Origin of the sequence: Devosia sp. YIM 151766 (genome assembly GCF_030285925.1) — a bacterium.
In the GTDB taxonomy this organism is placed as follows: domain Bacteria; phylum Pseudomonadota; class Alphaproteobacteria; order Rhizobiales; family Devosiaceae; genus Devosia.
On sequence record NZ_CP127251.1, the window covers coordinates 767,626 to 789,912 of the forward strand.

A 22,287-nucleotide genomic window follows, 5' to 3' on the forward strand; every position below is an offset into this window, starting at 1 on the left:
CGGCTGCATCGTCAGGGCCATGGACTATAGCCCCGTTGCCGCGCCGGCGGGCGGCGCCGTGCTTGCGGTTTCGCCGGGGCCGCTATTATTGGCGAGGACGGTTTCGAAGCGGGTGGCGAGGTCGAGCAGCTTGCGGGCGGCGGCGGGCTTGAGGCTGGGCGGGCGCTCGGCGGCCAGTTCGTCCAGCGCGTCGAGATCGGCATCGGCGATGATGGGGGCAGGGGGGACGAAGTCGATGCCGAAAACCGGTTTCACCTCGATATTGGTATGGGCATAGGCCATGAATTTCTGCCAGGCGACGGTGGGCAAGAGGCCGCCGGTCAGGGTGTTGGTGGGGCGGTAATCGTCATTGCCGAGCCAGACGGCGGCGACGTAATTGCCGGTGAAGCCGGCGAACCAGGCATCGCGATAGGAAGTGGTGGTGCCGGTCTTGCCCAGGGTCGGCACGCCCTCGACCTGGGCGCGGGTGCCGGTGCCGCTGGTGACCACGGCGCGCATCATCTGGTTCATATAGGCCACGGTCTGCTCGGAAAGGACGCGCGGCTTGACCTCATCGGCATCGTGTTCCCAGATCAGTTGATCGGTGAGCGTGGTCATGCGGGTCAGGCCATAGGCCGGGGTCTTGAGGCCATGATTGGCAAAGACCGCATAGGACGAGGTCATGTCGAGCACCGATACCGAGGCGACGCCCAGCGCCAGCGACCGGGTGACCGGATATTCGGCGCGCAGGCCCATGCGATAGCTCAGCTCGGCAATGGAATCGCGACCGGTCTTGATCGACAAAGTCACCGGTACGGTGTTGATCGAGGAAGCGAAGGCACTGAGCAGCGTGGTCTGGCCGCGATAGGAGCGGCCATAATTCTGCGGGCACCAATCGCCGATACAGACCGGGCGGTCGGAAATGGTGTCGCTGGGCTTGAGCCCCAATTGCTCGAAGGCCTCGGCATAGACGAAGGGCTTGTAGGCCGAGCCGGGCTGGCGGCTGGAGACGATGGTGCGGTTGAACTGGCTCTTGGCGTAATCGGTGCCGCCGACCATGGCGCGGATGGCGCCCTCGGTATCGGTGACCACCATGGCGCCCTGATCGACGCGATATTGCACGCCCTGCTCGCGGATGACCGAATTGATCGCTTCCTCGGCATAGGCCTGCAACGTGGTGTCGATCGTGGTGCGGACGATGAAATTATTGCCCGGCGCATCGGTCTCGTCGATCAGCCGCTTGGCTTCCTCGAAGGCGTAATCGAGGAAGTAATTGGGGGAATTGAGGTCGGCGGTGCGGTCGACCGGCGCCGCCGGATGGCGGCGGGCGGCGGTGACCTGGCCTTCGGTGAGAAAGCCGCTGGCGACCAGATTGGTCAGCACCAGATTGGCCCGGCCGCGCGCCGCGGCCAGGTCGACATGCGGGGCATAGCGCGTCGGCGCCTTGAACATGCCGGCCAGCATGACCGCTTCGGCCAGGTTGATGTCCTGCACGCGCTTGCCAAAATAGAAATCGGCGGCGGCGGTGACCCCGAAATTGCCGCCGCCCATATAGGCGCGGTCGAAATAGAGCTTGAGGATCTGGTCCTTGGAATAATGCCATTCCAGCCAGACGGCCAGGAACGCCTCGACGATCTTGCGCTCCAGCGTGCGCTCGGCGGTGAGGAACATGTTCTTGGCGAGCTGCTGAGTGAGCGAGGAACCGCCCTGGGTGCTGGCATCGCCCTGGGCATTGCTGGCCAGGGCGCGCAGCGTGCCCACGACGTCGATGCCGAAATGCTCGTAGAAGCGCCGGTCCTCGGTGGCGAGCGTCGCCTTGATGAGATAATCGGGCATCTGGTCCAGCGCCACGCTGTCGTCGGAGCGGATGCCGCGCCGGCCGATCTCGTTGCCGAAACGGTCGAGGAAGATGACCGAATAATCCTCGGCCTTGTTGAAGGCGCCGCGATCGATGATGTCGAAGGCCGGCAGCGCCAGCGCCGTCATCAGCACGCAGCCGATGGCGCCGAAAGTGAAGGCGTCGGAGAGAATTTCGACGAAGAAGCGCTTGATGCCGCTGACATGGAAGCGGCTCATGAAATCCTGGTAGCGCGTATAGAACCGGCCTAAAGCCTGCCAGAATTCATAGAGCGAGGAATCCAGCCAGGCATCGGCCGCCAGCATGGAGCCGGCCGGTTTGCGCTTCTTTTCCTTGGTGTAAAACGGATCCTGCACACCGATCCCCGAAGCCAATGCCGCACTTTTGTCGCCAATGTCTGGCCAATGCAACACAATCGCTGGAATATGATTGCCTTTGCCGCCCGGCAAGCGCAAACCGGCACTATCATGAACCATCAAGGGTAAACATGGCCTTCTGGGAAGACAAAACGCTTGAGGAAATGTCGGCCGCCGAGTGGGAAGCGCTCTGCGACGGCTGCGGGCGCTGCTGTCTCATCAAGCTGGAAGACGAGGATACCGGCACGCTGATCACCTCGGATGTGCGCTGCCAATTGCTCGATGGCGATACCTGCGCCTGCACGGATTATCCCAACCGGCAGAAAAAAGTGCCCGATTGCATCAAGCTGACGCCGCAGAAAGTACGCGAAATCCCCTGGATTCCGACAACCTGCGCCTATCGGCGGCTGGCCGAGGGCAAGGGACTGGCCTGGTGGCATCCGCTGATTTCCGGCGATCCGCAGACCGTGGTGGATGTCGGCGTTTCGGTGAAGGGACGCACATTCCTGGAAACCGAAATCGACCCGGAAGACTGGGAAAAACACGCCGTGGACTGGCCCGAATGGGAACCCCCGGAACAACTCTGAGCGTGGTATTACTTACCTCCTGTTAACCATTCTGTGGCCAGATCGCCGGCAGTGGAATACGGCCCAGGACAGGCTTGATGAACAGGGTGACCATGAGCGGCAATGATGGCTTCTGGGCCCGGGTGCGCGCCGTACTCGGCCGCAATCCGGCCATGCCCGCCTATGGACAGGCCGCCATCGGCAATGCGGACAAGAAATCGCGGCCAGCCCAACGCATCGACGAGCAATTGCGCCGTGGCTGGGCCGAGGCCGGGCAGCGCCAGGTCTCGCTCTGCGTGCTGGCCATGGAAATGGACCGCTATGCCGAATATTTCTCGGCCTATGGCCGCGATGCGACCGAAGCCAGCCTCGACCGGCTCCAGGCGATCATCGCCCCGCTGCTGCCGCGCGAGACCGTCCATTGCCTGCGCAATGGCCGCGCCGGCTTCGTCCTGGTGCTGCCCGACATGCCGGTGCTGATGGCGCGCGAACTGGCCAGCCGCATCGCCACCGCCATCCGCCAGGAAGGCCTGCCCAACAAGGAAAGCCATACCGGGCAGGTGACGCTGAGCATGGGCCTGGCGGTGACCAACCCGCATGGCGGCTTCGACCGTTCGGTGCTGAACAATGCCAATCAGGCGGTGAAACGCGCCCAGCGCCGCGGCCTCGCCCGGCTCGAAGTGGTCGACCTGCGCGGCAAGCCGGAAAAGCGCAGCAAGGCAGCTTAGGCGCGCCGCCGCCAAACGCTCGTGCCATTCGAGCGCAGCTCTATGACCTTCGCCTCTAAAATCGCTCCACTGGAGCGATTTTGCCTTTGGCCGGAACGAAGTTATCCCCGCGTCACGCGGCTCGGCTATAGTTCAGGCATGGTCGACAAATTGGGTCACCCGGCGCCCCGCCGGTGGCCCCGCGATTGAGTCAACGACATGGAAGAGACGAGAGCATCCGGCCGCCGGCGGCCGCCGGATTGGGACGCCATTCGCGCCGAATATGAGGGCCGGCTGTTCCATCCCGCGCTGATCTGCGAGCGTCACGGCATCACCACGGCGCAATTGCGCTATCGCCGCGAGCAGGAAGACTGGATCAGCATGAAAGCCAGTCCACCCCGCAAGGCCGACCTGGTGGCCCGCATGCTGCGGGTGTTGAACGCACAGATCAGAGAACTGGAAAGGGCAAAGGACATGCCGATCGACAAGAAGGCAAAAGTGCTGGCCGAAGAGGTCAGGACGCTCGACAAGCTGATCGAAATGGGCGCGGCCCAACGCAATGTCGAGCCGCCGACGCGCAAGGACATGACCGACCTGCGGGCCAAGCTGGTCAAGCGCCTTGAGCAATCCGCGCGCTAGCCATGCCGCGCGCGTGGCGGCGATGGCAGGCCGTGATGTCGAGCGGGAATATTATTGCTGGCCCCGATGGGCGCGGCGCGAGCAGCGGCCGCCGCCGGGCGACTGGACCACCTGGCTGCTGATGGGCGGACGCGGCTCGGGCAAGACCAGGGCCGGCGCCGAATGGGTGCGCCGGCTGGCGCGCCGGGGCATAGCGCCGATCGCCCTGGTGGGCGAGACCATGACCGAGGCGGTCGAGATCATGGTGCGGGGCGAGAGCGGCATATTGGCGATCCATCCCGATGAGGAGCGTCCGATCCTGCGCGGCGGGAGCCGGCTGGTCTGGCCCAATGGGGTGGAGGCCACCATCATGACCGCCTCCGATCCCGAACGGTTTCGCGGGCCGCAATTTGCCGCCGCCTGGTGCGACGAGATCGGCAAATGGCCGCATGCGGAGGAGGCCTGGGACATGCTGCAATTCGGCCTGCGGCTGGGCGAGCGCCCCCGGCAATTGGCGACCACCACGCCCCGGGCGACCAGGCTGATCCGGCGGCTGCTGGACGACGAGCATACCAGCGTGGTGCGGATGGCGACGCAGGACAATTGGAAATTCCTGGCGCCGACTTTTTTCGACGCCGTGGTGGCGCGCTATCGCGGCACGGTTTTGGGGCGGCAGGAGCTGGATGGCGAGCTGATCGAGGACCGTATCGACGCGCTCTGGCAGCGCAGCATGTTTCGCCCGGCCGAGGGCGGCGCCGAGGGACGGATCGTCGTGGCGGTGGACCCGCCGGTAACCGGCACGGCGCGCTCGGACGCCTGCGGCATCGTCGTCGCCGGCCAGCGGGGCGAGGGCGCCGTGGTGCTGGAGGATGCGACGCTCAAGGGCATCATGCCCAGAATCTGGGCGGAGCGGGCGGTGGCTGCCTATCGGGCGCATGAGGCCGATTGCATCGTGGTGGAAGTGAACCAGGGCGGCGATCTGGTGCGGCAATTGCTGGAACAGGTGGGCTCGAACGTGCCGGTGCGCGCGGTGCGGGCCAGCCGCGGCAAATGGGTGCGGGCCGAGCCGGTGGCGGCGCTTTATGCGCGAGGCCTGGTGCAGCACGTGCCGGGGCTGACGGCGCTGGAAGACGAACTCTGCGCCTTCGGTCCGGACGGCAAGGCCGAGGGCCATTCGCCGGACCGGGTGGACGCGCTGGTCTGGGCATTGACGGAACTGGTGCTGAACGAGGTGAGGCCAAGGATCAGGGGCTTATAGCCGGCCGCAGGCAAATTCGCATTGCGTTCCCCTCTTTCAAACGCCCGATAGACTTCATGGTGAGCTCGATCCACGAGGTCGCGGCCACGGATTTGCCGACCTCGTCCTTCGACAAGCTCAGGATGAGGTCTAGGAGAAAATTGTGTGCGCCCCACCCTGAATGGCTTCCCGCGAGGGGCGAGGGGAGGGCGGTGGTTGCTGCGATACAGGAACAAAGAAAATGCCCAATTGGATGAACCGCCTGTTCGGCGGGCGAACCGACGCGCCCGGCGAAACCAAAGCCTTTGCCGGGCAGGCCATGCTGACGCTGAGCCAGCTCGGGCCGGCGCAATGGAGCGGGCGGGGTTATGCCAGCCTGGTCAACCAGGGCTTCATGCGCAATCCGGTGGTCTATCGCTGCGTGCGGCTGATCGCCGAGACGGCGAACCGGGTGCCGCTGGTGGTGCAGGTGGACGGCAAGCCGGCCAGCGAGCATCCGCTGGCCCTGTTGCTGGAGCGGCCCAATGGGCGGCAATCGGGCCCCGAATTGCTGGAGGCGGTCTATGCCTATCTGCAAACGGCCGGCAATGCCTATCTGCAGGCGGGCATGGTCGACGGTGTGGTGCGTACGCTCTATTGCCTCAGGCCCGACCGGATGAGCGTCGTCGCCGGGCGCGACGGCTGGCCGATCGCCTATGATTACAAGGCCGGGGGCAAGGCGGTGCGGCTGTCGCAGGAGGCGCTGCCGGTGCCCGGCGTGCTGCATGTGGCGCTGTTTCACCCCATGGACGATCATTACGGCATGGGGCCGCTGGAAGCGGCGCAGACCAGCCTCGATATTCACAATGCCAGCGCGCAATGGAACAAGGCGCTGCTCGACAATGCGGCGCGGCCCAGCGGGGCCCTGGTCTATTCGGCCGGCAATGGCAGCCTGACCGAGGAACAGTTCAACCGGCTCAAGGATGAACTGGAGGAGCAGTTCTCCGGGGCCGGCAATGCCGGCAGGCCCATGGTGCTCGATGGCGGGCTGGACTGGAAGGCGCTGGCCATGAGCCCGCGCGACATGGATTTCATCGAGGCGCGGAACGCCGCGGCGCGCGACATCGCGCTGGCCTTCGGCGTGCCGCCCATGCTGCTCGGCATTCCCGGCGACAATACCTATGCCAATATGGCCGAAGCCAACCGGACGCTGTGGCGCCAGACCCTGGTGCCGCTGGTGGTGCGGGTGGCGCAGGAATTGAGCCTGTGGCTGGAGCCGGCCTTTGCCGGCGCCGAGATCGTGCCGGATTTCGACAAGGTCGAGGCCCTGGCCGAGGACCGGGCGGCACTCTGGGAGCGGGTGGGCGCCGCCGAATTTCTGAGCGACGCGGAGAAGCGGGCGATGGTGGGGCTTTAGCCCCTTTGTCTGGGGGACAAAGGGGCGCCGCGCACTTGGTCGGGCGCCCTACAATGTTCTCGTAGGCCTCATCCTGAGCTTGTCGAAGGACGAGGTCGCGGCCACCGAGCTGCCGACCTCGTGGTTCGACAGGCTCACCATGAGGTCTAGGGGGCGTCGGTGCATGACCATAACATCGCCGGCGGTGCGGGCCGGTGGTCGAGGAGAGAAAAATGGACGACCTGACCAAAACCATCGTCGAGCGCGGGGACCTGGCGCATCTGGCTTTGTTTCTCTGGGCCAGCGGTTCCAGCGCCTTGCTGGTGTGGAGCCTGCGGGAGATGGCGCGGGTGAATCGGCACTTCAACGATTTCGTGCAGGAGATCGCCTCGTTGAATCGACTGTTTCGCAGGGAGGACTAAATCGATGGCAAACAAGCAGAAACGGGAAAGTGCGCAGCAGACCTTCCGCCAGTTCGCCTGGAACCTGGCGGGGACGCTGGCCGACAAGCAGCGCGGGGCGCCGCCGCCCAAGACAGGCGGAGGCAAACGCTGATGGCCGCCATCGCCATCGACGCCGAGGGCCGGTTCGCGGGTTATGCCAGCCTGTTCAACCGGCTCGATAGCGGCGGCGATATCGTCTTGCCGGGGGCGTTCGCCAAATCGCTGGCGCGCAAGCGCGGGCGCATCCGGCTGTTGTTCCAGCACGATCCCAAGGAGCCGGTGGGCCTCTGGGAGAGCCTGGCGGAAGATCGCCACGGCCTGTTCGTGACCGGAAGACTGGTGCCCGGCGTGCCGCGGGCCGAGGCGCTGAAGCGGCTGATCGAGAGCCGGGCGCTCGACGGTCTTTCCATCGGCTTTCGCACGGTGAAGGCCAGCCGCGAGGCGGGGACGGGGTATCGGCGCCTGCACGAGATCGACCTCTATGAAATTTCCATCGTGACTTTCCCGATGATGGAGGAGGCGCGCATCGCCGCCTCCCTCTCGGCCGGCGCCGCCATCGCGGCCGCCACCAAGACCATCCGCAACCGATAGAAGGATACCGACATGGATCGGATTGACGACGGCCTCGAGACCAAGGCCGGCGCGGGCAGCGATATTGCCGCGCTTTTCGCGGAATTTTCCGGCGCCTTCGAGGAATTCAAGCGCACCAATGACCGGCGCCTGGGCGAGATCGAGAAACGCGGCAGCGCCGATGGTCTGCTGGAAGGCAAGCTGGACCGGCTGAACGCCGTGCTCGACGGACACAAGGCGGCCATGGACCGCGCCAGTGCCGAACGCCGGCGCCCGGTCATCGAGGGCAAGGGCGAGATCGCCGACGGCGAATACAAGGAGGCCTTTTCGGCCTATGTGAAGCGCGGCGAGGAAAAGGCGCTGCAGATCGGCGTCAATGCCGATGGCGGCTATGTGGTGCCGGCCGAGGTCGAGGGCGAAATCACCCGGCTGATGACCCATATTTCGCCGATCCGCGCCATTGCCGGGGCGCGGCAGGTCTCCGGCGCGGTCTATAAGCGCCCGATCACGCTGAGCGGGCCGCAGACCGGCTGGGTGGGCGAGACGGCGAGCCGCCCGACCACCGACAGCCAGGTGCTGACGGAACTGAGCTATCCCACCACCGAACTCTACGCCATGCCGGCGGCCACCACCGCCTTTCTCGACGATGCGGCGGTGGATGTGGGCCAGTGGATCGCCGACGAGGTCAATGCCGCCTTTGCGGCGCAGGAAACCACGGCTTTCGTCAACGGCGACGGCAACAACAAGCCCAGTGGCTTCCTCAACGCCGGCAAGGTGGCCGAGAGCGGCTGGGAATGGGGCAAGCTGGGCTATCTGGCCACCGGCAATGCCGCCGCCTTGCCGGCCAGCCATGGCGCCGATGTGCTCATCGATCTGGTCTATGCGCTGAAGGCCGGCTATCGGCAGAATGCCAGCTGGGTGATGAACCGCAAGACCCAAGGCGCGCTGCGCAAGCTCAAGGATGCCGAGGGCAATTATCTCTGGCAGCCGGCGGCGGCGGCGGATGGGCGCGCCAGCTTCATGGGCTTCCCGCTGGTCGAGGCCGAGGACATGCCCAATATCGCCGCGGACAGCTTTTCCATCGCCTTCGGCGATTTCCGCCGCGGCTATCTGATCGTCGACCGCCAGGGGGTGAGCGTGCTGCGCGACCCGTTCAGCGCCAAGCCCTATGTGCTGTTCTACACCACCAAGCGGGTGGGCGGCGGGGTGGCCGATTACGACGCGATCAAGCTGCTGAAATTCGGCACCTCGTAAGGCCGTGATCCTGGCCATCTGAAGCGAAAGCCCTGCGCTCCGGTGCTCGGGCTTTCGCTCCATCTGCCTCAGGCTGACGGCCCTCCCTTTCGGCGCCGCGCCCAACACAAGATCGGAACAAGAACATGACCTCTTTTCTCCTGGCGGGCCCCGCCGAGGAGCCGGTTTCGCTCGCCGAGGCCAAGGCGTTTCTCAAGGTGGATGGCAATGACGAAGACGCGCTGATCGAGACGCTGATCGGGGCGGCGCGGCTGCATGTCGAAAGCGTCACCGGCAAGGCGCTGCTGGCGCAGAGCTGGCGCGTGGTGCTCGACGACTGGCCGCCGGGCGGTGTGGTCAAACTGCCGATGTCGCCGCTGATCGCGGTGACCAATATTGCCGCCATCGACGACAATGGTGGCAGCCATGATATCGATCTCGGCCAGTTCCGATCGGAACCGGACCGGCTGATCCTGCCGCGCGTGGTGGCCGGCATGCCGACAATGCAGCACCGGCAGGGGATCGAGATCGATTACGATGCCGGCTATGGCAGCGAACCGGAAGATGTGCCGGCCGATCTGCGCCAGGCGCTGCTGGGTCTGGTGGCGCATTGGCACGAACATCGCGACGCGGTGATCGTGGCGGGCTCGGGGGCCATCGTGCCCTCGGGCTTCGAGCGCATGGTCGCTTCCTATAAGCGGGTGCGGCTATGAGCGAGCGGCTGCCGGCCTTGGGCACCCTGACCGACAGGGTGGCGCTGAAGCGGCGCGAAAGCGTCGGCGATGGCGGGGGCGGGCATGAGCGGCTCTACCTGCCCGCCGGCAATCTCTGGGCGCGGGTGCGCAGCCTTTCCGGGCGGCAGGGCGTCAATGCCGACGGAAGGGCGGTGGCGATTTCGCACAGCGTGGTGCTGCGCTTCCGCAACGACATCGCGCCGGGCGACCGCATCGTCTATCGCGGGCGAAACCTGGATGTGGTGAGCACGGCCGATCTCAACGGGCGGCGGGCCTATCTCAGCTGCACTTGCAGCGAAACCAGTTTCACGGGGTAGGCCATGCACCCGATTGCGGCTTTGCAGGCGGCGCTGGTGACGGCGCTGGAGAGCGATGCGGCGCTGGCGGCGCTGATCGGGGCAGGGGGCATATTCGACGCGCCGCCCCGCCAGCGCCAGGCGCCCTATGTGGTGATCGACCGGCACGATATGCGCCAGCGCGACGGCGACGAGACGCCGGGACAGGAACACCGGCTCCTGCTGCATTGCTGGAGCGACCAGCCCAGCCGCAAGGCGGCGCTGGCGATTGCCGAGCGCGTGGTGGCTCTGGCGCTGGCGGTGGCGCCATCCGCTTTGGCCGTGACCCATGCCGGGCATGTGCGGACCGAGACGATGATCGACAAGGCGACCGGGCAGGCCCGGGCCGCGGTTCTGCTGCGGTTTTTGAGCGAGTGACGGGCCCACGATGGGTCGTCGAGGCAATTGCGAATATGGGAGACACATATGGCAGCCCAGAGCGGCAAGGACATGCTTCTTAAACTCGACCAGACGGGATCGGGAAGCTTCGTGACGGTGGCGGGGCTGCGCACGCGCAGCCTCAATTTCAATGCGGCCAGCGTCGATACGACGGATCAGGAAAGCGCCGGGCGCTGGCGGGAATTGCTGGCCGGTGGCGGGGTGAAGCGGGCTTCGGTTGCCGGATCGGGCGTGTTCAAGGACCAGGCTTCGGACGCGGCGATCCGCGGGCTGTTCTTCGCCGGAACGATCCGGGAATGGCAATTGATCCTGCCGCATTTCGGCGTGGTGCAGGGACCGTTCCAGATCGTGGCGCTGGAATTTTCGGCCGACCATGCCGGGGAGGTGACCTTCGACCTGGCGCTGGAAAGCGCCGGGGAAGTGACGTTCACGGCGGTGTAGTTTGAAGGCCCCCTTGCTCATAAAGAGGAACAGAATGACCAATATCCATCGTGGGGAAATCGCCGCCGAGATCGGGGGCGAGGTACGGACATTGTGCCTGACGCTGGGGGCGCTGGCGGAGCTGGAAGCGCGGCTGGGGGCGGGGGATCTGGGCGGCCTGGCGGAGCGCTTTGCCGAAGGGCGGGTTTCGGCGCGCGACCTGACGGCGATCCTGGGAGCGGGGCTGCGGGGCGGCGGCAATGCGATCGGCGATGACGACCTGGCGCGGATGAGCGTCGAGGGCGGATTGCGCGGCGCGGCGGAAATCGCGGTGCGGCTGCTTACGGCGACGTTTGGAGATGCGGCATGAACGCCTTTCCCTGGAAGGAGGCCATGCGCTTCGGGCTGGGCGTGCTGCGCCTGCCGCCCGAGGCCTTCTGGAAGATGACGCCGCGCGAACTGGCCTCGGCCTGGGGCGCGCTGCTGGGGGACCGGGCCGGGCCGCTGGACCGGAACGGGCTGCAAACATTGATGGAGCGCTTTCCCGATGGCCAATGATCTGTTCGGCGAGGAATTTCGCGATGAGCTGAGCGATGTATCGGTGGAATTGCGGCGCATCGGCGACCTGGCCGATGGCGTGGCCAGTTCGGTCAGCCGGGCGTTTCGTGGCGCGGTGCTGGATGGGAAATCCTTCCGCTCGGTGCTGAGCGATATTGCCTGTGCCTTTGCCGATATTGCCTTGAAAGCCGCATTCAAGCCGCTGGGTACACTGGTGGGCGGGCTGGTGGAAAATATCTTTGCCGCCACCAATCCGGCCCTGGGCGGGGTGACGCCCTTCGCCAAGGGCGGGGTGATCGCCAGCCCGAGCTATTTCCCGCTGGGACGGAGCATGGGGCTGGCCGGCGAGGCGGGACCGGAGGCGATCATGCCATTGCAGCGCGGATCGGATGGGCGGCTGGGCGTCGCCGGCGGCGGCGGGGCGGTGCAGGTGACGTTCAACGTGACGGCCAGCGATGCGCGCAGCTTCGCGGCGAGCGAGGCGGAGGTCAGCGCCATGCTGCTGCGCGCGGTGCGAAGGGGCACGCGGGGGAGCTGACCTCCCCATTCTTCTCCCGCCGGGGAGAAGGTGCCCGCCGGGCGGATGAGGGATGCTTCAGCGAACGCAGCGCCGTGGAGGTGCCCCCCTCTCCGACTCGGCTTCGCCGAGCCACCTCTCCCCGAGGGGGAGAGGAATAGAGGGGCATGCGGGGAGTTGAGGCACCCCATTCTTCTCCCCGCCGGGGAGAGAGCCACCTCTTTCCGAGGGGGAGAGGAATAGAGGAGAACAAGATGGCCTTTCATCATATCCGCTTCCCGCTCGATATCGCGCTGGGGGCGCGGGGTGGGCCGGAGCGGCGGACCGATGTGGTGACGCTGGCGGGCGGGGGTGAGCGGCGCAATGGGCGCTGGGCGCATTCGCGGCGGCGCTACAATGCCGGCTACGGCGTCAAATCGCGGGCCGACATGCAGGCGGTACTGGCGTTCTTCGAGGAACGGCGCGGGCGGCTGCATGGTTTTCTGTGGCGCGACGGGCTGGATCATTCCTCGGGCGGCGCGGTGCCGACGCCGAACGACCAGGAATTGGGAACCGGCGATGGCCTGCGGACCCAGTTTCAACTGGTCAAGCGCTATGGCGCGGGTTTCGATCCCTATCTGCGCCCTGTCGCCAAACCGGTCGCCGGCAGCGTGCGCATCGCCATCGATGGTGCCGAACTGGCGTCGGGCTGGGTGCTGGACGCAAGCACGGGAATTGTCGGCTTCGACGTCGCGCCGGGGCCTGGCACCAAGGTGACAGCCGGCTTTCTGTTCGATGTGCCGGTGCGCTTCGATACCGACCGGCTGGATATCGAGCTCAACAATTTCGACGGAGCCGAAGCGCCGAGCATTCCGCTGGTGGAGATCTTGCCATGAGGCAGGTGCCGGACGATCTGGCGGCGCATCTGGCGCAGGGGGAAACCAATATTGCCCGATGCTGGCGGCTGATCCGCAGCGACGGCGTGGTGCTGGGCTTCACCGACCATGACCGGACGCTCACAGTGGAGGGAACGGCATGTGCGCCAACCTTCGGGCTCGATGGCGGGGAAGTGCCGGCGCGTTTGGGGGCGCAGGTGGAGACCGGCGAAGTGCTGGGCGTGCTGGACAGCGCCGCCATTGCCGAAGAGGACATCCTGCTGGGGCGCTATGACGGGGCGCTGGTTGAGAGCTGGCTGGTGAACTGGGCGGCGCCGGAGCAGCGCCTGCTGCTGCGCGTGGACCATATCGGTGAAATCACCCGGGAAGACGGGGTATTTCGCGCCGAATTGCGCTCGCCGCAACAGGCGCTGAACGTGACCCGGGGGCGGCTTTATCAGGGGCTGTGCGATGCCAGTTTGGGGGACGGACGCTGCCGGGTCGATCTCGACCTGCCCGCCTATAAGGGTGCGGCGACGGTGCTCGAAATACGCGATCCATTCGAGGTGCTGGTGGGCGGGCTGTCCGGCTTCGAGGAGGGCTGGTTCGCCTTCGGCATGGGACATTGGGGCAGCGGCAAGCGCGACGGATTGGCGGATGCGGTGCTGACCCATAGGCGGGTGCCGGAGGGCGACGTTCTGGGCTTTGCCGCGCGGGTGGGCGAATGGCTATTGGCCGATGACATCCTGACGGTGACGGCGGGCTGCGACCGGCGCTTCGCCACCTGCAAGGCGCGGTTCGGCAATCAGCGTAATTTCCGCGGCTTTCCGCATGTGCCGGGCAATGATTACGTGCTGCGCCATCCGCGTCGGGGCGATGCGCTGGATGGAAGGGCCCTGGTGCCGTGAACGGGGAAATCGTGGTTGCGGCGGCCCGGCAATGGCTGGGCACGCCCTATCGGCATCGGGCCTCGACGCGAGGCGCGGGCTGCGATTGCCTGGGCTTGCTGCGCGGGGTGTGGCGGACGCTTTATGGCGACGAGCCGGCGGCGATACCGCCTTATCGGGCGGATTGGCGCGATCCCCGAAATGACGGGGCGCTGCAAGCGGCGGCCGAGCGGTTTCTGCTGGCGGAGGCGGGAGAGGCCGCGGCGGGGCAGGTCGTGCTGTTTCGGCTGGCCGGGCTCGAACACGCGCGCCATTGCGGCATCATGGTTTCGGCGGATCGCTTCATCCACGCGCAGGAGCATCTGGGCGTGGTGGAAGGGAATGTCACCATGGGCTGGGCGCGACGGGTGAGTGGACGGTTTCGGTTTCCTGAGGTTCCCGGCTTGCCGTAACCCCCTCATCCGCCCCTTCGGGGCACCTTCTCCCCGAGGGGGAGAAGAATAGCATCACGCTTTTTCCGTTCCCTTCTCCCTCAGGGAGAGGGGCAAGGGGATTTCAACAACAGGGATAAATCCATGGCCACTCTGGCACTTTCGGTGGCCGGGCAATTTGTCGGCGGCATGGTTGGCGGGCCGATCGGCGCGACTATTGGCCGGGCATTGGGCGCGCTGGCGGGCAGCGCCATGGATGGCATGCTGTTCGGCGAACAGCGCCAGGCCGAGGCGCCGATATTCGATGTGCGGCTGGGCGGTTCGAGCGAAGGCGCGGCCATTCCCCGGCTTTACGGCTGGGGGCGGCTGTCGGGGAACATCATCTGGGCGCGGGAATTGCTGCGTCATGTGACCGAAACGGCGGGCGCGAAAGGCTTCGCTCCGCCGCCCGAGCAGCAGGAGGAAGTGCTGGCCAGCTTCGCGCTGGGCTTCTGCGAGGGTCCGGTGGCGCGGCTGGGGCGCATCTGGGCCGATGGGCAATTGCTCGATACGCGCGGGCTCAATCTGCGCTTCTATCATGGCGACGAGGAGCAGCTTCCCGACAGCCTGATCGAGGCGGTGCAGGGCCCGGGCAATGCGCCGGCCTATCGCGGGCTCTGCTATCTGGTGGTCGAGAACCTGCCGCTCAGCCGCTTCGGCAATCGCATTCCGCAATTGTCGGCGGAGCTGTGCCGGGTGGTGGGGGAACTGGAGCCGGCCATCAGGGCGGTGACGGTAATCCCGGGAGCGACCGAGTTCGGCTATGATCCGGTGCCGCGGGTGCGCGTGATCGGCGCCGGCGAGGGAGCGAGCGAGAATTCGCATCTGATGGCCGGGGTGAGCAACTGGACCTGGTCGATCGACGAATTGGTGGCGCTCTGTCCCAACCTCAAACATGTGGCTCTGGTGGTGAGCTGGTTCGGCGACGATCTGCGCGCCGGCACCTGTTCGGTGCGGCCGCGCGTCGAGGGGGCCGAACGGACCATCGAGGGGACGACGTGGAGCGTGGCGGGCCTCGGGCGCGGCGACGTGCCCCTGGCATCGAGCCATGGAGGCGGCGCGGCTTATGGCGGCACGCCGTCCGACGCCTCGGTGCTGGCGGCGATTGCCGATCTCAAGGCGCGGGGGCTCAGCATCACGCTCTATCCGCTGATGCTGATGGATGTGCCGGCGGGCAATGGGCTGGCGGACCCCTATGGCGGGGCGGAGCAGGGCGCCTATCCCTGGCGCGGGCGCATCACCTGCCACCCGGCGCCGGGCCGGCCCGGTTCGCCCGATGGCAGTGCGGCGGCGGCGGCGCAGGTGGCGGCTTTCGTGCCGGGTTACCGGGCCATGGTGCGCCATTATGCCAATCTCTGCGTGGCCGCCGGTGGCGTGGATGCCTTGCTGATCGGCTCGGAAATGCGCGGGCTGACGCAGGTGCGGGGGGCGGGGAACAGCTTTCCGTTCGTGGCGGCACTGGTGGCACTGGCGGCGGAAGCGCGGGCCATTGTCGGGCCGGCGACTAAGCTGACCTATGCGGCCGATTGGAGCGAATATTCGGGCTATCAGCCGGATGGCGAGAAATTCTTCCATCTCGATCCGCTCTGGGCCTCGCCCGATATCGACGCCATCGGCATCGACAATTACATGCCGCTCGGCGATTGGCGCGATGGCGAGAACCATGCCGATGCCGAGATGGCAGCGACAGGCTATGAGCTGGATTATCTCGGCGGCAATATTGCGGGCGGCGAGGGGTTCGACTGGTTCTATGCCGATGACGCCGACAGGCGGGCGCAGCTGCGGACGCCGATCGGCGACGGCGCCCATGGCGAGCCCTGGATCTGGCGCTACAAGGATCTCCGCGCCTTCTGGAGCGAGCGGCATTACGACCGGCCGGGCGGGGTGCGTAGCTCGGTGCCGACGGCCTGGCTGCCGGGCTCGAAACCGATCTGGCTGACGGAAATCGGCTGCGGCGCCGTCGACAAGGGAGCGAACCAGCCCAATATTTTCGGCGACGACAAGAGCGCCGAGGGCGGGCGGCCCTATTTTTCCAGCGGCTTGCCGGATGGCTTGATCCAGCGGCAATTCCTGCGCGCCCATCACCGCTATTGGGCCGATCCCGCCAATAATCCCCCCGGCATGGTCGATCCCGAACGGCTCTATTGCTGGACCTGGGACGCGCGGCCCTTTCCCAGCTTTCCGGCGCTGGAAGAGGTGTGGGCGGATGGCCCGAACCATAGCAATGGCCATTGGCTGACCGGGCGGCTGGGGGCGCTGGCCAGCGACGAATTGGTGAGCGCCATCGCTGCTGATCATGATTGCGTGGTGCGGGCGGCGCCGGCCACGCCGCTGATCGGCGGCATGCTGATCAGCGGACCGGGCACGGCGCGCCAGGCCATCGAGCCGGTGCTGGACATTACCGGGCAGGTGCTGACGGCGCGCCATGGGGATATCGTCGCGCTGGTGCAGGGGCGCGGGGAGGCCGTTACCTTCGAAACGGCGGCGCTGGCGGCGGATGAGGCGCCGATCCTGTCGCGGCGGCGCAGCGGCGCGGCTGAATTGCCGGGGCGGCTGGCGCTGGGGCATCTCGACCGGGAGCGGGATTATCTTGCGGCCAATGCGACGGCCTTGCGGCCCGGCAATGGGCCACTGATCTCCGAGACGCTGTCCATGGTGCTGGATGGCGCGGCGGCGCGGCGGGCGGCGGAAAAGCTGCTGGATCGCCGGGTCATGGCGGCGGACCGGCTGGAGCTGGCGCTGCCGCCGGGCCAGGTCGCATTGGAGCCCGGCGACCGCATCGCCCTGCCGGACGTGGCGGAGGGTCCGTTCGAAATCACCGAAATCCGCGACGGCACGGTAAGGCGGATCACCGCCATGGCGGTGCCTCGTCAGGACGCCGTGGCGACGGGGCTGGACCGTCCGCGCGGCGGGTTGGGCGTTCCGCCGCCACAGGTAATGCCGGTTCTGGTGACGGCGCATCTGCCGGCCTTGCCGGACGATCCGCTGCGCACGCGGCTGCTGATCGGCGCTTATGCGAGGCCCTGGCCGGGCCTGGTGCAGGTGGCGGAGGCGAGCAGCGGCGGCGTGCTGGCCGAACTGGCGCGGCCATTGGCGATGGGCGAGACCTTGTCGCCGCTCGCCGCCGGGCCGCGGGCGGTGTGGGATCGCGGCAATGCGCTGGAGATCGAGCTGGCTTCGGGGCATCTGGCCGATGTGGAGGAACTGGCCGCCCTGGCCGGCAACAACCGCATCGCCGTGGAGAGTGATGGCGGCAGCTGGGAGGTGATCGGCTTTGCCGGAGCCGAATTGCTGGCGCCGAAGCGCTACCGGCTCACCCAGCTGCTGCGCGGATTGGACGGCACGGATGCGGGAATGGGACCGATATCGGCGGGGCGGCGGGTGATGCTGCTCGACGGCCGCGCCGCGCTCTTGCCGGTCGAGGCGCACCGGATCGGCGAGAGCCGAATTCTGCGCTGCCATGCCGGCGCCGGAGATGTCACGGGCCAGGAGATATTGGTGTCGCCCGAAGCCGGGCCGGCACTGCCGCTGGCGCCGGTGCATCTGCGCGCCATGCGGCTCGGCGATGGCGCCATCGACCTGCGCTGGATCCGCCGCAGCCGCGCCGACGGCGACGGCTGGGGCATGGCGGAGCCGATATTGGAACACGTGCCGGAGGCTTGGCAGGTGCGCATCTTCGACGGCGCGACAGCTGTACGGACCATCGAAACGGACAGCGTCGCCGCCAGCTACGGCGCGGCCGAGCAGCTCGCCGATTTCGGCGGGCCGGTTGGCGCCTTCACCTTCAGCATTGCCCAGTCGAGCCCGGTCCTGGGGCCGGGCCATGCAGCTTGGGGAGCCTTTCATGACTGATACGCGGTTCGAGATTTGCCTCGCCGAAGTGCTGCGGCACGAGGGCGGCTATGTCGATCATCCGTCCGATCCGGGCGGTGCGACCAATATGGGCGTCACCCGCAAGACGCTGGCGCGCTGGCGTCATGTCTCGCCCTGGTGGGACCTGCACAAATCCGAGGTGCAGACGCTAACCCGTACGGAAGCGACGAGCATCTATCGAGCCCTTTATTGGGACCTCTGCCGGGCAGGGGACCTGCCGCGGGGAATCGATCTGGCGGTTTTCGACTATGCGGTCAATTCCGGCCCCGACCGGGCCATCCGCGCCTTGCAGACGGTGCTCGGCGTGGTGGTGGACGGGCTGGTCGGGCCGCTGACCATCGGCGCGGCCGCCAGGGCCGATGCCGGCAAGGCGATCAATGCGCTTTGCGACCGGCGGCTCGGTTTCCTGCGGGGATTAGCCAGTTTCGCAACCTTTGGGCGCGGCTGGACCAGCCGCGTCGCCGCGATCCGGGCAGCGGCTTTGGCCGTCGCGCCCAACACCACTTCATCCAAACCGGGAGATATGATCATGGACATCCTGTCCGGCTATAAAACCTATATCGTTGCGGCGATGATGCTGCTGGCCGGCCTGGCGCAGATGCTGGGGCTCGATGTGCCGGTGATGGAGGGCAGCTCCGCCGGCAGCCTGATGCTGGAAGCCATGGCTATCCTGTTCCTGCGGCGCGGGCTGAAGGGAGATATCGGCAAGGCGTGATGCCCTTGTGCCGCGCCTCCAGCTGTCCGATATTGAGGAGGCACAGAAAGGGACAGCCATGGCGCAGCGCCTGTTCAATGTATCCGCCCATTGGGATAGCGAGGCACAGGTCTATTATTCCGAGAGCGACATTGTCGGCCTTCACATCGAAGCGCCGGACCTCGATATATTCGAAAGCGTACTCATGGAGGTCGCTCCAGGCCTGATCGTGGCGAACCACATGTCGCCGGAGGCTCTCGAAACCGGCAAGCCGGAAGAATTGATCCCTGCCATCCTGTGGCGCCGACCCGAAGGCCGGGCCGCGTAGTGGTCGCCGGTTACTACGCCGCAGTCACCAAGGAATTGCGGCGGCTGGGCTTCTTGTATCAGTCAAATGCCAAGGGCTCGCACGAGAAATGGGCCAACGAGGCTGGCAGGGTCCTCGTCGTGCCACGAAATTTGATGAGCCGGCACACGGCGAATGCCATAATGAAGGATGCAGGGAGCGCGCTAAAAATTTGAATGCCTGCCTCATTCATGTCCCATTCAGCAAGCAAGCGCTATTGGTCTGGACATGAAAACGAACGCCCCCAAACCCTCCGCTTCCATCGCCTTGGCTCTGGCCTTGGCGCTTGCCCTTGCGGGCTCCGGCTCGGCGCAGGCGCAGGCCTGTCTCGACAAGCGCCAGATTCAGGAGGCGGTGGCTTCCGGCCAGATTCTGTCGCTCGATGCGGTGCTCGCCACGGCGGGGGTCGATCGCAACGCCGAAATTCTCAACGTGCAGGTCTGTGATCAGGGCGGCGCACTGGTCTATGTCATCGGCGTACTGGCCCCGGACGGCCAGGCGCAGAACCTGACTTTGAACGCGCAATAGCGACAAGGCGGCGGGGGCACAGCGATGCGTATTCTGGTTGTTGAAGACGATGCCAATCTCAATCGGCAGCTCAAGGATGCGCTGGTCGAGGCCGGCTATGCGGTCGATGTGGCGTTCGATGGCGAGGAAGGGCACTTTCTCGGCGATACCGAACCCTATGATGCCATCGTCCTCGATATCGGCCTGCCGCAAATGGATGGGCTTTCGGTGCTGGAAGAATGGCGCCGGGCCGGCAAGGTGACGCCGGTGCTATTGCTGACGGCGCGCGACCGCTGGACCGACAAGGTGCAGGGCATCGATGCCGGCGCCGACGATTACGTGGCCAAGCCCTTCCATATGGAAGAGGTGCTGGCGCGGCTGCGGGCCTTGGTGCGCCGCGCCGCCGGCCTGGCCAGCAATGAGATCGTCGCCGGTCCGGTGCGGCTCGATGCGCGTTCGGGCAAGGTGACGGTGGATGGCCAGGCGATCAAGCTCACCAGCCACGAATTGCGCCTGCTGAGCTATCTCATGCATCACAAGGGCAAGGTGATTTCGCGCACCGAGCTGACCGAGCATCTCTACGACCAGGATTTCGACCGCGACAGCAATACGATCGAGGTTTTCGTCGGCCGCCTGCGCAAGAAGCTGCCCGAGGACTGTATCCAGACCGTGCGCGGGCTGGGCTATCAGATCGTCGGGGAATAGCGGGTGCACGTGGCCATCGGCACTTGGGACGCGAGGTCCTTAGCCCCCTCCCCCCCGAGGGGGCGCGCGCCGACACCAAGATTCGGCCGCCATGCTGCGTAAGGGCTCCATCGCCGCTTCGCTGATCTGGCTTTCAGCCGGCTGGCTGGTGCTGGCGCTGGTGGCCACCGGTTTTCTGCTCAGCGATCTTTATTCCCGCGCCCTCGACACCACGCTGACCCAGACGCTGGATTTCAACGTCGAAAGCCTGGCGGGGGCGCTGCTGGAAACCCGCGATCCGCAGAATCCCGATATCGCATTGATCGATCCGCGCTTCGAGCGGCCGCGCTCGGGCTGGTACTGGATCATCCGCGATGGCGAGGGCAACCTGGTCAATCTTTCCACCTCGGTCGTCGGCATCGATTTGCAGGGCGTGGGCGCGGCTGCCGATGCGCTGGGGCGCAGCACCGAGGTGATCGACGACCCGTTCGGCACCCGATTGCGCATGGTGGAGCGCAGCGTCTCGCTCGGCCAGGAGAGCTATCGCATCACCGTTGCTGGCAATCTCACCGAAATCCTGGCGCTGGTGGATGATTTCCGCGGCCAGGCCTTTATCGTGCTGGGCGCCGTGGGGGTGATGCTGGCGGTGATGAGCGGCATCGTCGCCCGTATCGCCCTGCGGCCCATAGCGCGGTTGAGCGAGGCGGTGGAGGCGGTGCGCGAAGGCGAGAGTGCCGAGGTTTCGGGCAGCTATCCCACGGAAATCGCGCCGCTGGCGGCGGAGGTCAACGAATTGCTGCGCTCCAATGCGCAGATCATCGAACGGGCGCGCAACCAGGTCGGCAACCTCGCCCATGCCCTCAAGACCCCCATTGCCGTCCTGCGCAACGAGGCCGGGGCCGGCAAGGGGGCGCTGGCCGACGTGGTTTCCAGCGAAACCGAGAAGATGAGCAATATGGTCTCGACCTATCTGGAGCGGGCGCGGCTGGCGGCGCGCACTTCGGTGGTGGGCAAAAAGGCCGACGCCGCCGCGATCATATCGCGGCTGGCGCGGGTGATGGGAAAAATCCATGCCGACGTCACCGTATCGTTCGATGAGCCCGGGTCTTCGCTGCCCTGGTTCCGGGGCGATGAGGCGGACCTGGAAGAGATGGTCGGCAATCTGCTCGATAATGCCTGCAAATGGTCCCGAGGTCAGGTCGGCATCGCTCTTTCTGCCGAGAACGGATCCAAAGGCCGCCAACTTCTGGTCCGTATCGAGGACAATGGAACGGGCCTGTCCGAAGACGACGCGCAGAAAGTGTTGCGCCGCGGCGTCAGGCTGGACGAGAAAACACCGGGCACCGGACTGGGGCTGGATATTGTCAAGGAACTGGTCGATGTCTATGGCGGCAGCCTGGAATTCAAGCAATCGCCATTGGGTGGGCTGCTGGTGGAACTGCGTCTGCCCATGGCGCGGCGCGGCAGGCAGGTTCGAACAAGTGGAACCTGACGCACTTTCGCCGCATTAGCGACAATAAACCAAGTGATTGCTGTTAGAGGCTAAATAATACAAATGAACCGTTCCACGCTTTTTGCTCTTCCTCTTCTTGCACTGGCCCTTGCCGGCTGTTCCAGCACCGGCACGCCGCGGACGGTCCAGGCGCCGGTGCAGGCCCAGCCGGTGGCCGTGCAGCCGCTGGTGCCGACTTCGGCGCAGACCGTGCAGACGGCGCGGCTGACCACCAGCATCGCCAATGGCTTCGTCGACCCGGCCGCCCTGTCGCTGATGAGCGCCAAGGATTCGACCGAGGCCAATAGCGCCCAGTTCTATGCGCTGCAATTCGGCCGTCCTGGTGCGCCGCGCCAATGGGCCGGCGACGGGGGCACCACCGGCTCGGTTGCCGTCGGTCCCTATGTGCGCGTGAACAATCTCGATTGCCGCGATTTCACCCATACGGTGAAGGTCAACGGCACCGACTATGTCCGCAAGGGCACGGCCTGCCGCGAACAGAACGGCAATTGGAACGTGGTTCAGGGCGCGGCCTAGCTCTTTCGCAGCTTCGCTGAAAAGGATTGTTTACCCGG

The 22,287-nt window shown here is 66.2% G+C and carries 28 protein-coding genes; 27 read left to right on the forward strand and 1 reads right to left on the reverse strand.

What is annotated here, in order from left to right; all coding sequences use genetic code 11:
- Positions 1-24: 24 nt before the first annotated feature.
- Positions 25-2,193, reverse strand: a complete 2,169-nt coding sequence (locus tag O9Z70_RS03710; RefSeq protein ID WP_286021151.1) for a transglycosylase domain-containing protein — start codon at positions 2,191-2,193, stop codon at positions 25-27.
- Positions 2,194-2,324: 131 nt separating this feature from the next.
- Between O9Z70_RS03710 and O9Z70_RS03715 the strand changes: the two genes are divergently transcribed.
- The 27 genes from O9Z70_RS03715 (at position 2,325) to O9Z70_RS03840 (ending at position 22,249) form a co-directional block, all read left to right on the forward strand.
- Positions 2,325-2,780, forward strand: coding sequence for a YcgN family cysteine cluster protein (locus O9Z70_RS03715; RefSeq protein ID WP_286021152.1), 456 nt, complete (start codon positions 2,325-2,327; stop codon positions 2,778-2,780).
- Positions 2,781-2,857: 77 nt separating this feature from the next.
- The gene (locus O9Z70_RS03720) at positions 2,858-3,487 is read left to right on the forward strand and encodes a diguanylate cyclase domain-containing protein (protein WP_286021153.1); all 630 of its coding nucleotides are present in this window, start codon (positions 2,858-2,860) and stop codon (positions 3,485-3,487) included.
- A 198-nt stretch (positions 3,488-3,685) separates the two neighbouring features.
- Positions 3,686-4,105: a hypothetical protein gene (locus tag O9Z70_RS03725; RefSeq protein WP_286021154.1), complete on the forward strand. Its 420-nt coding sequence runs from the start codon at positions 3,686-3,688 to the stop codon at positions 4,103-4,105.
- Positions 4,106-4,127: 22 nt separating this feature from the next.
- The gene (locus O9Z70_RS03730) at positions 4,128-5,342 is read left to right on the forward strand and encodes a DNA-packaging protein (RefSeq protein WP_286021155.1); all 1,215 of its coding nucleotides are present in this window, start codon (positions 4,128-4,130) and stop codon (positions 5,340-5,342) included.
- Between the two features lie 220 nt (positions 5,343-5,562).
- Entirely contained in the window at positions 5,563-6,717 is a 1,155-nt protein-coding gene (locus tag O9Z70_RS03735) for a phage portal protein (protein WP_286021156.1), read from the forward strand.
- Between the two features lie 212 nt (positions 6,718-6,929).
- The gene (locus tag O9Z70_RS03740; protein WP_286021157.1) at positions 6,930-7,118 is read left to right on the forward strand and encodes a hypothetical protein; all 189 of its coding nucleotides are present in this window, start codon (positions 6,930-6,932) and stop codon (positions 7,116-7,118) included.
- A gap of 4 nt (positions 7,119-7,122) precedes the next feature.
- The gene (locus O9Z70_RS03745) at positions 7,123-7,251 is read left to right on the forward strand and encodes a hypothetical protein (RefSeq protein ID WP_286021158.1); all 129 of its coding nucleotides are present in this window, start codon (positions 7,123-7,125) and stop codon (positions 7,249-7,251) included.
- A complete protein-coding gene (locus tag O9Z70_RS03750; RefSeq protein ID WP_286021159.1) occupies positions 7,251-7,730 on the forward strand; it encodes an HK97 family phage prohead protease in 480 nt (159 codons plus the stop codon). Before O9Z70_RS03745 ends, O9Z70_RS03750 begins: the two co-directional genes overlap by 1 nt.
- 12 nt (positions 7,731-7,742) lie before the next feature.
- The gene (locus tag O9Z70_RS03755; RefSeq protein ID WP_286021160.1) at positions 7,743-8,963 is read left to right on the forward strand and encodes a phage major capsid protein; all 1,221 of its coding nucleotides are present in this window, start codon (positions 7,743-7,745) and stop codon (positions 8,961-8,963) included.
- A 125-nt stretch (positions 8,964-9,088) separates the two neighbouring features.
- Positions 9,089-9,655, forward strand: coding sequence for a head-tail connector protein (locus O9Z70_RS03760; RefSeq protein ID WP_286021161.1), 567 nt, complete (start codon positions 9,089-9,091; stop codon positions 9,653-9,655).
- On the forward strand, positions 9,652-9,993 hold the full coding sequence (locus O9Z70_RS03765; RefSeq protein WP_286021162.1) for a phage head closure protein: 342 nt from the start codon (positions 9,652-9,654) through the stop codon (positions 9,991-9,993). The genes O9Z70_RS03760 and O9Z70_RS03765 overlap by 4 nt, the downstream gene beginning before the upstream one ends.
- Before the next feature lie 3 nt (positions 9,994-9,996).
- Positions 9,997-10,389 (forward strand): tail completion protein gp17, encoded by a 393-nt coding sequence (gene gp17 / locus O9Z70_RS03770; RefSeq protein ID WP_286021163.1) that lies wholly within the window; start codon positions 9,997-9,999, stop codon positions 10,387-10,389.
- Between the two features lie 48 nt (positions 10,390-10,437).
- Positions 10,438-10,851 (forward strand): phage major tail protein, TP901-1 family, encoded by a 414-nt coding sequence (locus O9Z70_RS03775; protein WP_286021164.1) that lies wholly within the window; start codon positions 10,438-10,440, stop codon positions 10,849-10,851.
- A 34-nt stretch (positions 10,852-10,885) separates the two neighbouring features.
- Entirely contained in the window at positions 10,886-11,200 is a 315-nt protein-coding gene (locus tag O9Z70_RS03780) for a gene transfer agent family protein (protein WP_286021165.1), read from the forward strand.
- On the forward strand, positions 11,197-11,388 hold the full coding sequence (locus tag O9Z70_RS03785; protein ID WP_286021166.1) for a rcc01693 family protein: 192 nt from the start codon (positions 11,197-11,199) through the stop codon (positions 11,386-11,388). The genes O9Z70_RS03780 and O9Z70_RS03785 overlap by 4 nt, the downstream gene beginning before the upstream one ends.
- Positions 11,378-11,926: a phage tail tape measure protein gene (locus tag O9Z70_RS03790; RefSeq protein ID WP_286021167.1), complete on the forward strand. Its 549-nt coding sequence runs from the start codon at positions 11,378-11,380 to the stop codon at positions 11,924-11,926. Before O9Z70_RS03785 ends, O9Z70_RS03790 begins: the two co-directional genes overlap by 11 nt.
- Before the next feature lie 233 nt (positions 11,927-12,159).
- Complete coding sequence (locus O9Z70_RS03795; RefSeq protein WP_286021168.1) at positions 12,160-12,780, forward strand: DUF2460 domain-containing protein; 621 nt, start codon at positions 12,160-12,162, stop codon at positions 12,778-12,780.
- The gene (locus tag O9Z70_RS03800; protein ID WP_286021169.1) at positions 12,777-13,667 is read left to right on the forward strand and encodes a phage/gene transfer agent baseplate hub protein; all 891 of its coding nucleotides are present in this window, start codon (positions 12,777-12,779) and stop codon (positions 13,665-13,667) included. The genes O9Z70_RS03795 and O9Z70_RS03800 overlap by 4 nt, the downstream gene beginning before the upstream one ends.
- The gene (locus O9Z70_RS03805; RefSeq protein WP_286021170.1) at positions 13,664-14,098 is read left to right on the forward strand and encodes an NlpC/P60 family protein; all 435 of its coding nucleotides are present in this window, start codon (positions 13,664-13,666) and stop codon (positions 14,096-14,098) included. Before O9Z70_RS03800 ends, O9Z70_RS03805 begins: the two co-directional genes overlap by 4 nt.
- A gap of 123 nt (positions 14,099-14,221) precedes the next feature.
- Positions 14,222-17,968 carry a baseplate multidomain protein megatron gene (locus O9Z70_RS03810; protein WP_286021171.1) on the forward strand — a complete coding sequence of 1,249 codons (3,747 nt, stop codon included), beginning with the start codon at positions 14,222-14,224 and terminating at the stop codon, positions 17,966-17,968.
- Entirely contained in the window at positions 17,961-18,704 is a 744-nt protein-coding gene (locus O9Z70_RS03815; RefSeq protein ID WP_286021172.1) for a glycoside hydrolase family 108 protein, read from the forward strand. Before O9Z70_RS03810 ends, O9Z70_RS03815 begins: the two co-directional genes overlap by 8 nt.
- A 58-nt stretch (positions 18,705-18,762) precedes the next feature.
- Positions 18,763-19,011 (forward strand): DUF1902 domain-containing protein, encoded by a 249-nt coding sequence (locus O9Z70_RS03820; protein WP_286021173.1) that lies wholly within the window; start codon positions 18,763-18,765, stop codon positions 19,009-19,011.
- Positions 19,011-19,205: a type II toxin-antitoxin system HicA family toxin gene (locus tag O9Z70_RS16250; RefSeq protein ID WP_353057812.1), complete on the forward strand. Its 195-nt coding sequence runs from the start codon at positions 19,011-19,013 to the stop codon at positions 19,203-19,205. The genes O9Z70_RS03820 and O9Z70_RS16250 overlap by 1 nt, the downstream gene beginning before the upstream one ends.
- 52 nt (positions 19,206-19,257) lie before the next feature.
- Entirely contained in the window at positions 19,258-19,557 is a 300-nt protein-coding gene (locus tag O9Z70_RS03825; protein WP_286021174.1) for a PepSY domain-containing protein, read from the forward strand.
- Positions 19,558-19,581: 24 nt separating this feature from the next.
- The gene (locus tag O9Z70_RS03830) at positions 19,582-20,241 is read left to right on the forward strand and encodes a response regulator transcription factor (RefSeq protein WP_286021175.1); all 660 of its coding nucleotides are present in this window, start codon (positions 19,582-19,584) and stop codon (positions 20,239-20,241) included.
- Positions 20,242-20,332: 91 nt separating this feature from the next.
- The gene (locus O9Z70_RS03835; RefSeq protein ID WP_286021176.1) at positions 20,333-21,712 is read left to right on the forward strand and encodes a sensor histidine kinase; all 1,380 of its coding nucleotides are present in this window, start codon (positions 20,333-20,335) and stop codon (positions 21,710-21,712) included.
- A 63-nt stretch (positions 21,713-21,775) separates the two neighbouring features.
- Complete coding sequence (locus tag O9Z70_RS03840; protein WP_286021177.1) at positions 21,776-22,249, forward strand: RT0821/Lpp0805 family surface protein; 474 nt, start codon at positions 21,776-21,778, stop codon at positions 22,247-22,249.
- Positions 22,250-22,287: the final 38 nt, after the last annotated feature.

What these genes read in the sequence shown, in the direction of transcription:
- O9Z70_RS03715 (WP_286021152.1), top strand. Translation starts at nt 2,325, where the DNA reads ATGGCCTTCTGGGAAGACAAAACGCTTGAGGAAATGTCGGCCGCCGAG.
- O9Z70_RS03720 (WP_286021153.1), top strand. Translation starts at nt 2,858, where the DNA reads ATGAACAGGGTGACCATGAGCGGCAATGATGGCTTCTGGGCCCGGGTG.
- O9Z70_RS03725 (WP_286021154.1), top strand. Translation starts at nt 3,686, where the DNA reads ATGGAAGAGACGAGAGCATCCGGCCGCCGGCGGCCGCCGGATTGGGAC.
- O9Z70_RS03730 (WP_286021155.1), top strand. Translation starts at nt 4,128, where the DNA reads ATGGCAGGCCGTGATGTCGAGCGGGAATATTATTGCTGGCCCCGATGG.
- O9Z70_RS03735 (WP_286021156.1), top strand. Translation starts at nt 5,563, where the DNA reads ATGCCCAATTGGATGAACCGCCTGTTCGGCGGGCGAACCGACGCGCCC.
- O9Z70_RS03740 (WP_286021157.1), top strand. Translation starts at nt 6,930, where the DNA reads ATGGACGACCTGACCAAAACCATCGTCGAGCGCGGGGACCTGGCGCAT.
- O9Z70_RS03745 (WP_286021158.1), top strand. Translation starts at nt 7,123, where the DNA reads ATGGCAAACAAGCAGAAACGGGAAAGTGCGCAGCAGACCTTCCGCCAG.
- O9Z70_RS03750 (WP_286021159.1), top strand. Translation starts at nt 7,251, where the DNA reads ATGGCCGCCATCGCCATCGACGCCGAGGGCCGGTTCGCGGGTTATGCC.
- O9Z70_RS03755 (WP_286021160.1), top strand. Translation starts at nt 7,743, where the DNA reads ATGGATCGGATTGACGACGGCCTCGAGACCAAGGCCGGCGCGGGCAGC.
- O9Z70_RS03760 (WP_286021161.1), top strand. Translation starts at nt 9,089, where the DNA reads ATGACCTCTTTTCTCCTGGCGGGCCCCGCCGAGGAGCCGGTTTCGCTC.
- O9Z70_RS03765 (WP_286021162.1), top strand. Translation starts at nt 9,652, where the DNA reads ATGAGCGAGCGGCTGCCGGCCTTGGGCACCCTGACCGACAGGGTGGCG.
- gp17 (WP_286021163.1), top strand. Translation starts at nt 9,997, where the DNA reads ATGCACCCGATTGCGGCTTTGCAGGCGGCGCTGGTGACGGCGCTGGAG.
- O9Z70_RS03775 (WP_286021164.1), top strand. Translation starts at nt 10,438, where the DNA reads ATGGCAGCCCAGAGCGGCAAGGACATGCTTCTTAAACTCGACCAGACG.
- O9Z70_RS03780 (WP_286021165.1), top strand. Translation starts at nt 10,886, where the DNA reads ATGACCAATATCCATCGTGGGGAAATCGCCGCCGAGATCGGGGGCGAG.
- O9Z70_RS03785 (WP_286021166.1), top strand. Translation starts at nt 11,197, where the DNA reads ATGAACGCCTTTCCCTGGAAGGAGGCCATGCGCTTCGGGCTGGGCGTG.
- O9Z70_RS03790 (WP_286021167.1), top strand. Translation starts at nt 11,378, where the DNA reads ATGGCCAATGATCTGTTCGGCGAGGAATTTCGCGATGAGCTGAGCGAT.
- O9Z70_RS03795 (WP_286021168.1), top strand. Translation starts at nt 12,160, where the DNA reads ATGGCCTTTCATCATATCCGCTTCCCGCTCGATATCGCGCTGGGGGCG.
- O9Z70_RS03800 (WP_286021169.1), top strand. Translation starts at nt 12,777, where the DNA reads ATGAGGCAGGTGCCGGACGATCTGGCGGCGCATCTGGCGCAGGGGGAA.
- O9Z70_RS03810 (WP_286021171.1), top strand. Translation starts at nt 14,222, where the DNA reads ATGGCCACTCTGGCACTTTCGGTGGCCGGGCAATTTGTCGGCGGCATG.
- O9Z70_RS03815 (WP_286021172.1), top strand. Translation starts at nt 17,961, where the DNA reads ATGACTGATACGCGGTTCGAGATTTGCCTCGCCGAAGTGCTGCGGCAC.
- O9Z70_RS03820 (WP_286021173.1), top strand. Translation starts at nt 18,763, where the DNA reads ATGGCGCAGCGCCTGTTCAATGTATCCGCCCATTGGGATAGCGAGGCA.
- O9Z70_RS03825 (WP_286021174.1), top strand. Translation starts at nt 19,258, where the DNA reads ATGAAAACGAACGCCCCCAAACCCTCCGCTTCCATCGCCTTGGCTCTG.
- O9Z70_RS03830 (WP_286021175.1), top strand. Translation starts at nt 19,582, where the DNA reads ATGCGTATTCTGGTTGTTGAAGACGATGCCAATCTCAATCGGCAGCTC.
- O9Z70_RS03835 (WP_286021176.1), top strand. Translation starts at nt 20,333, where the DNA reads ATGCTGCGTAAGGGCTCCATCGCCGCTTCGCTGATCTGGCTTTCAGCC.
- O9Z70_RS03840 (WP_286021177.1), top strand. Translation starts at nt 21,776, where the DNA reads ATGAACCGTTCCACGCTTTTTGCTCTTCCTCTTCTTGCACTGGCCCTT.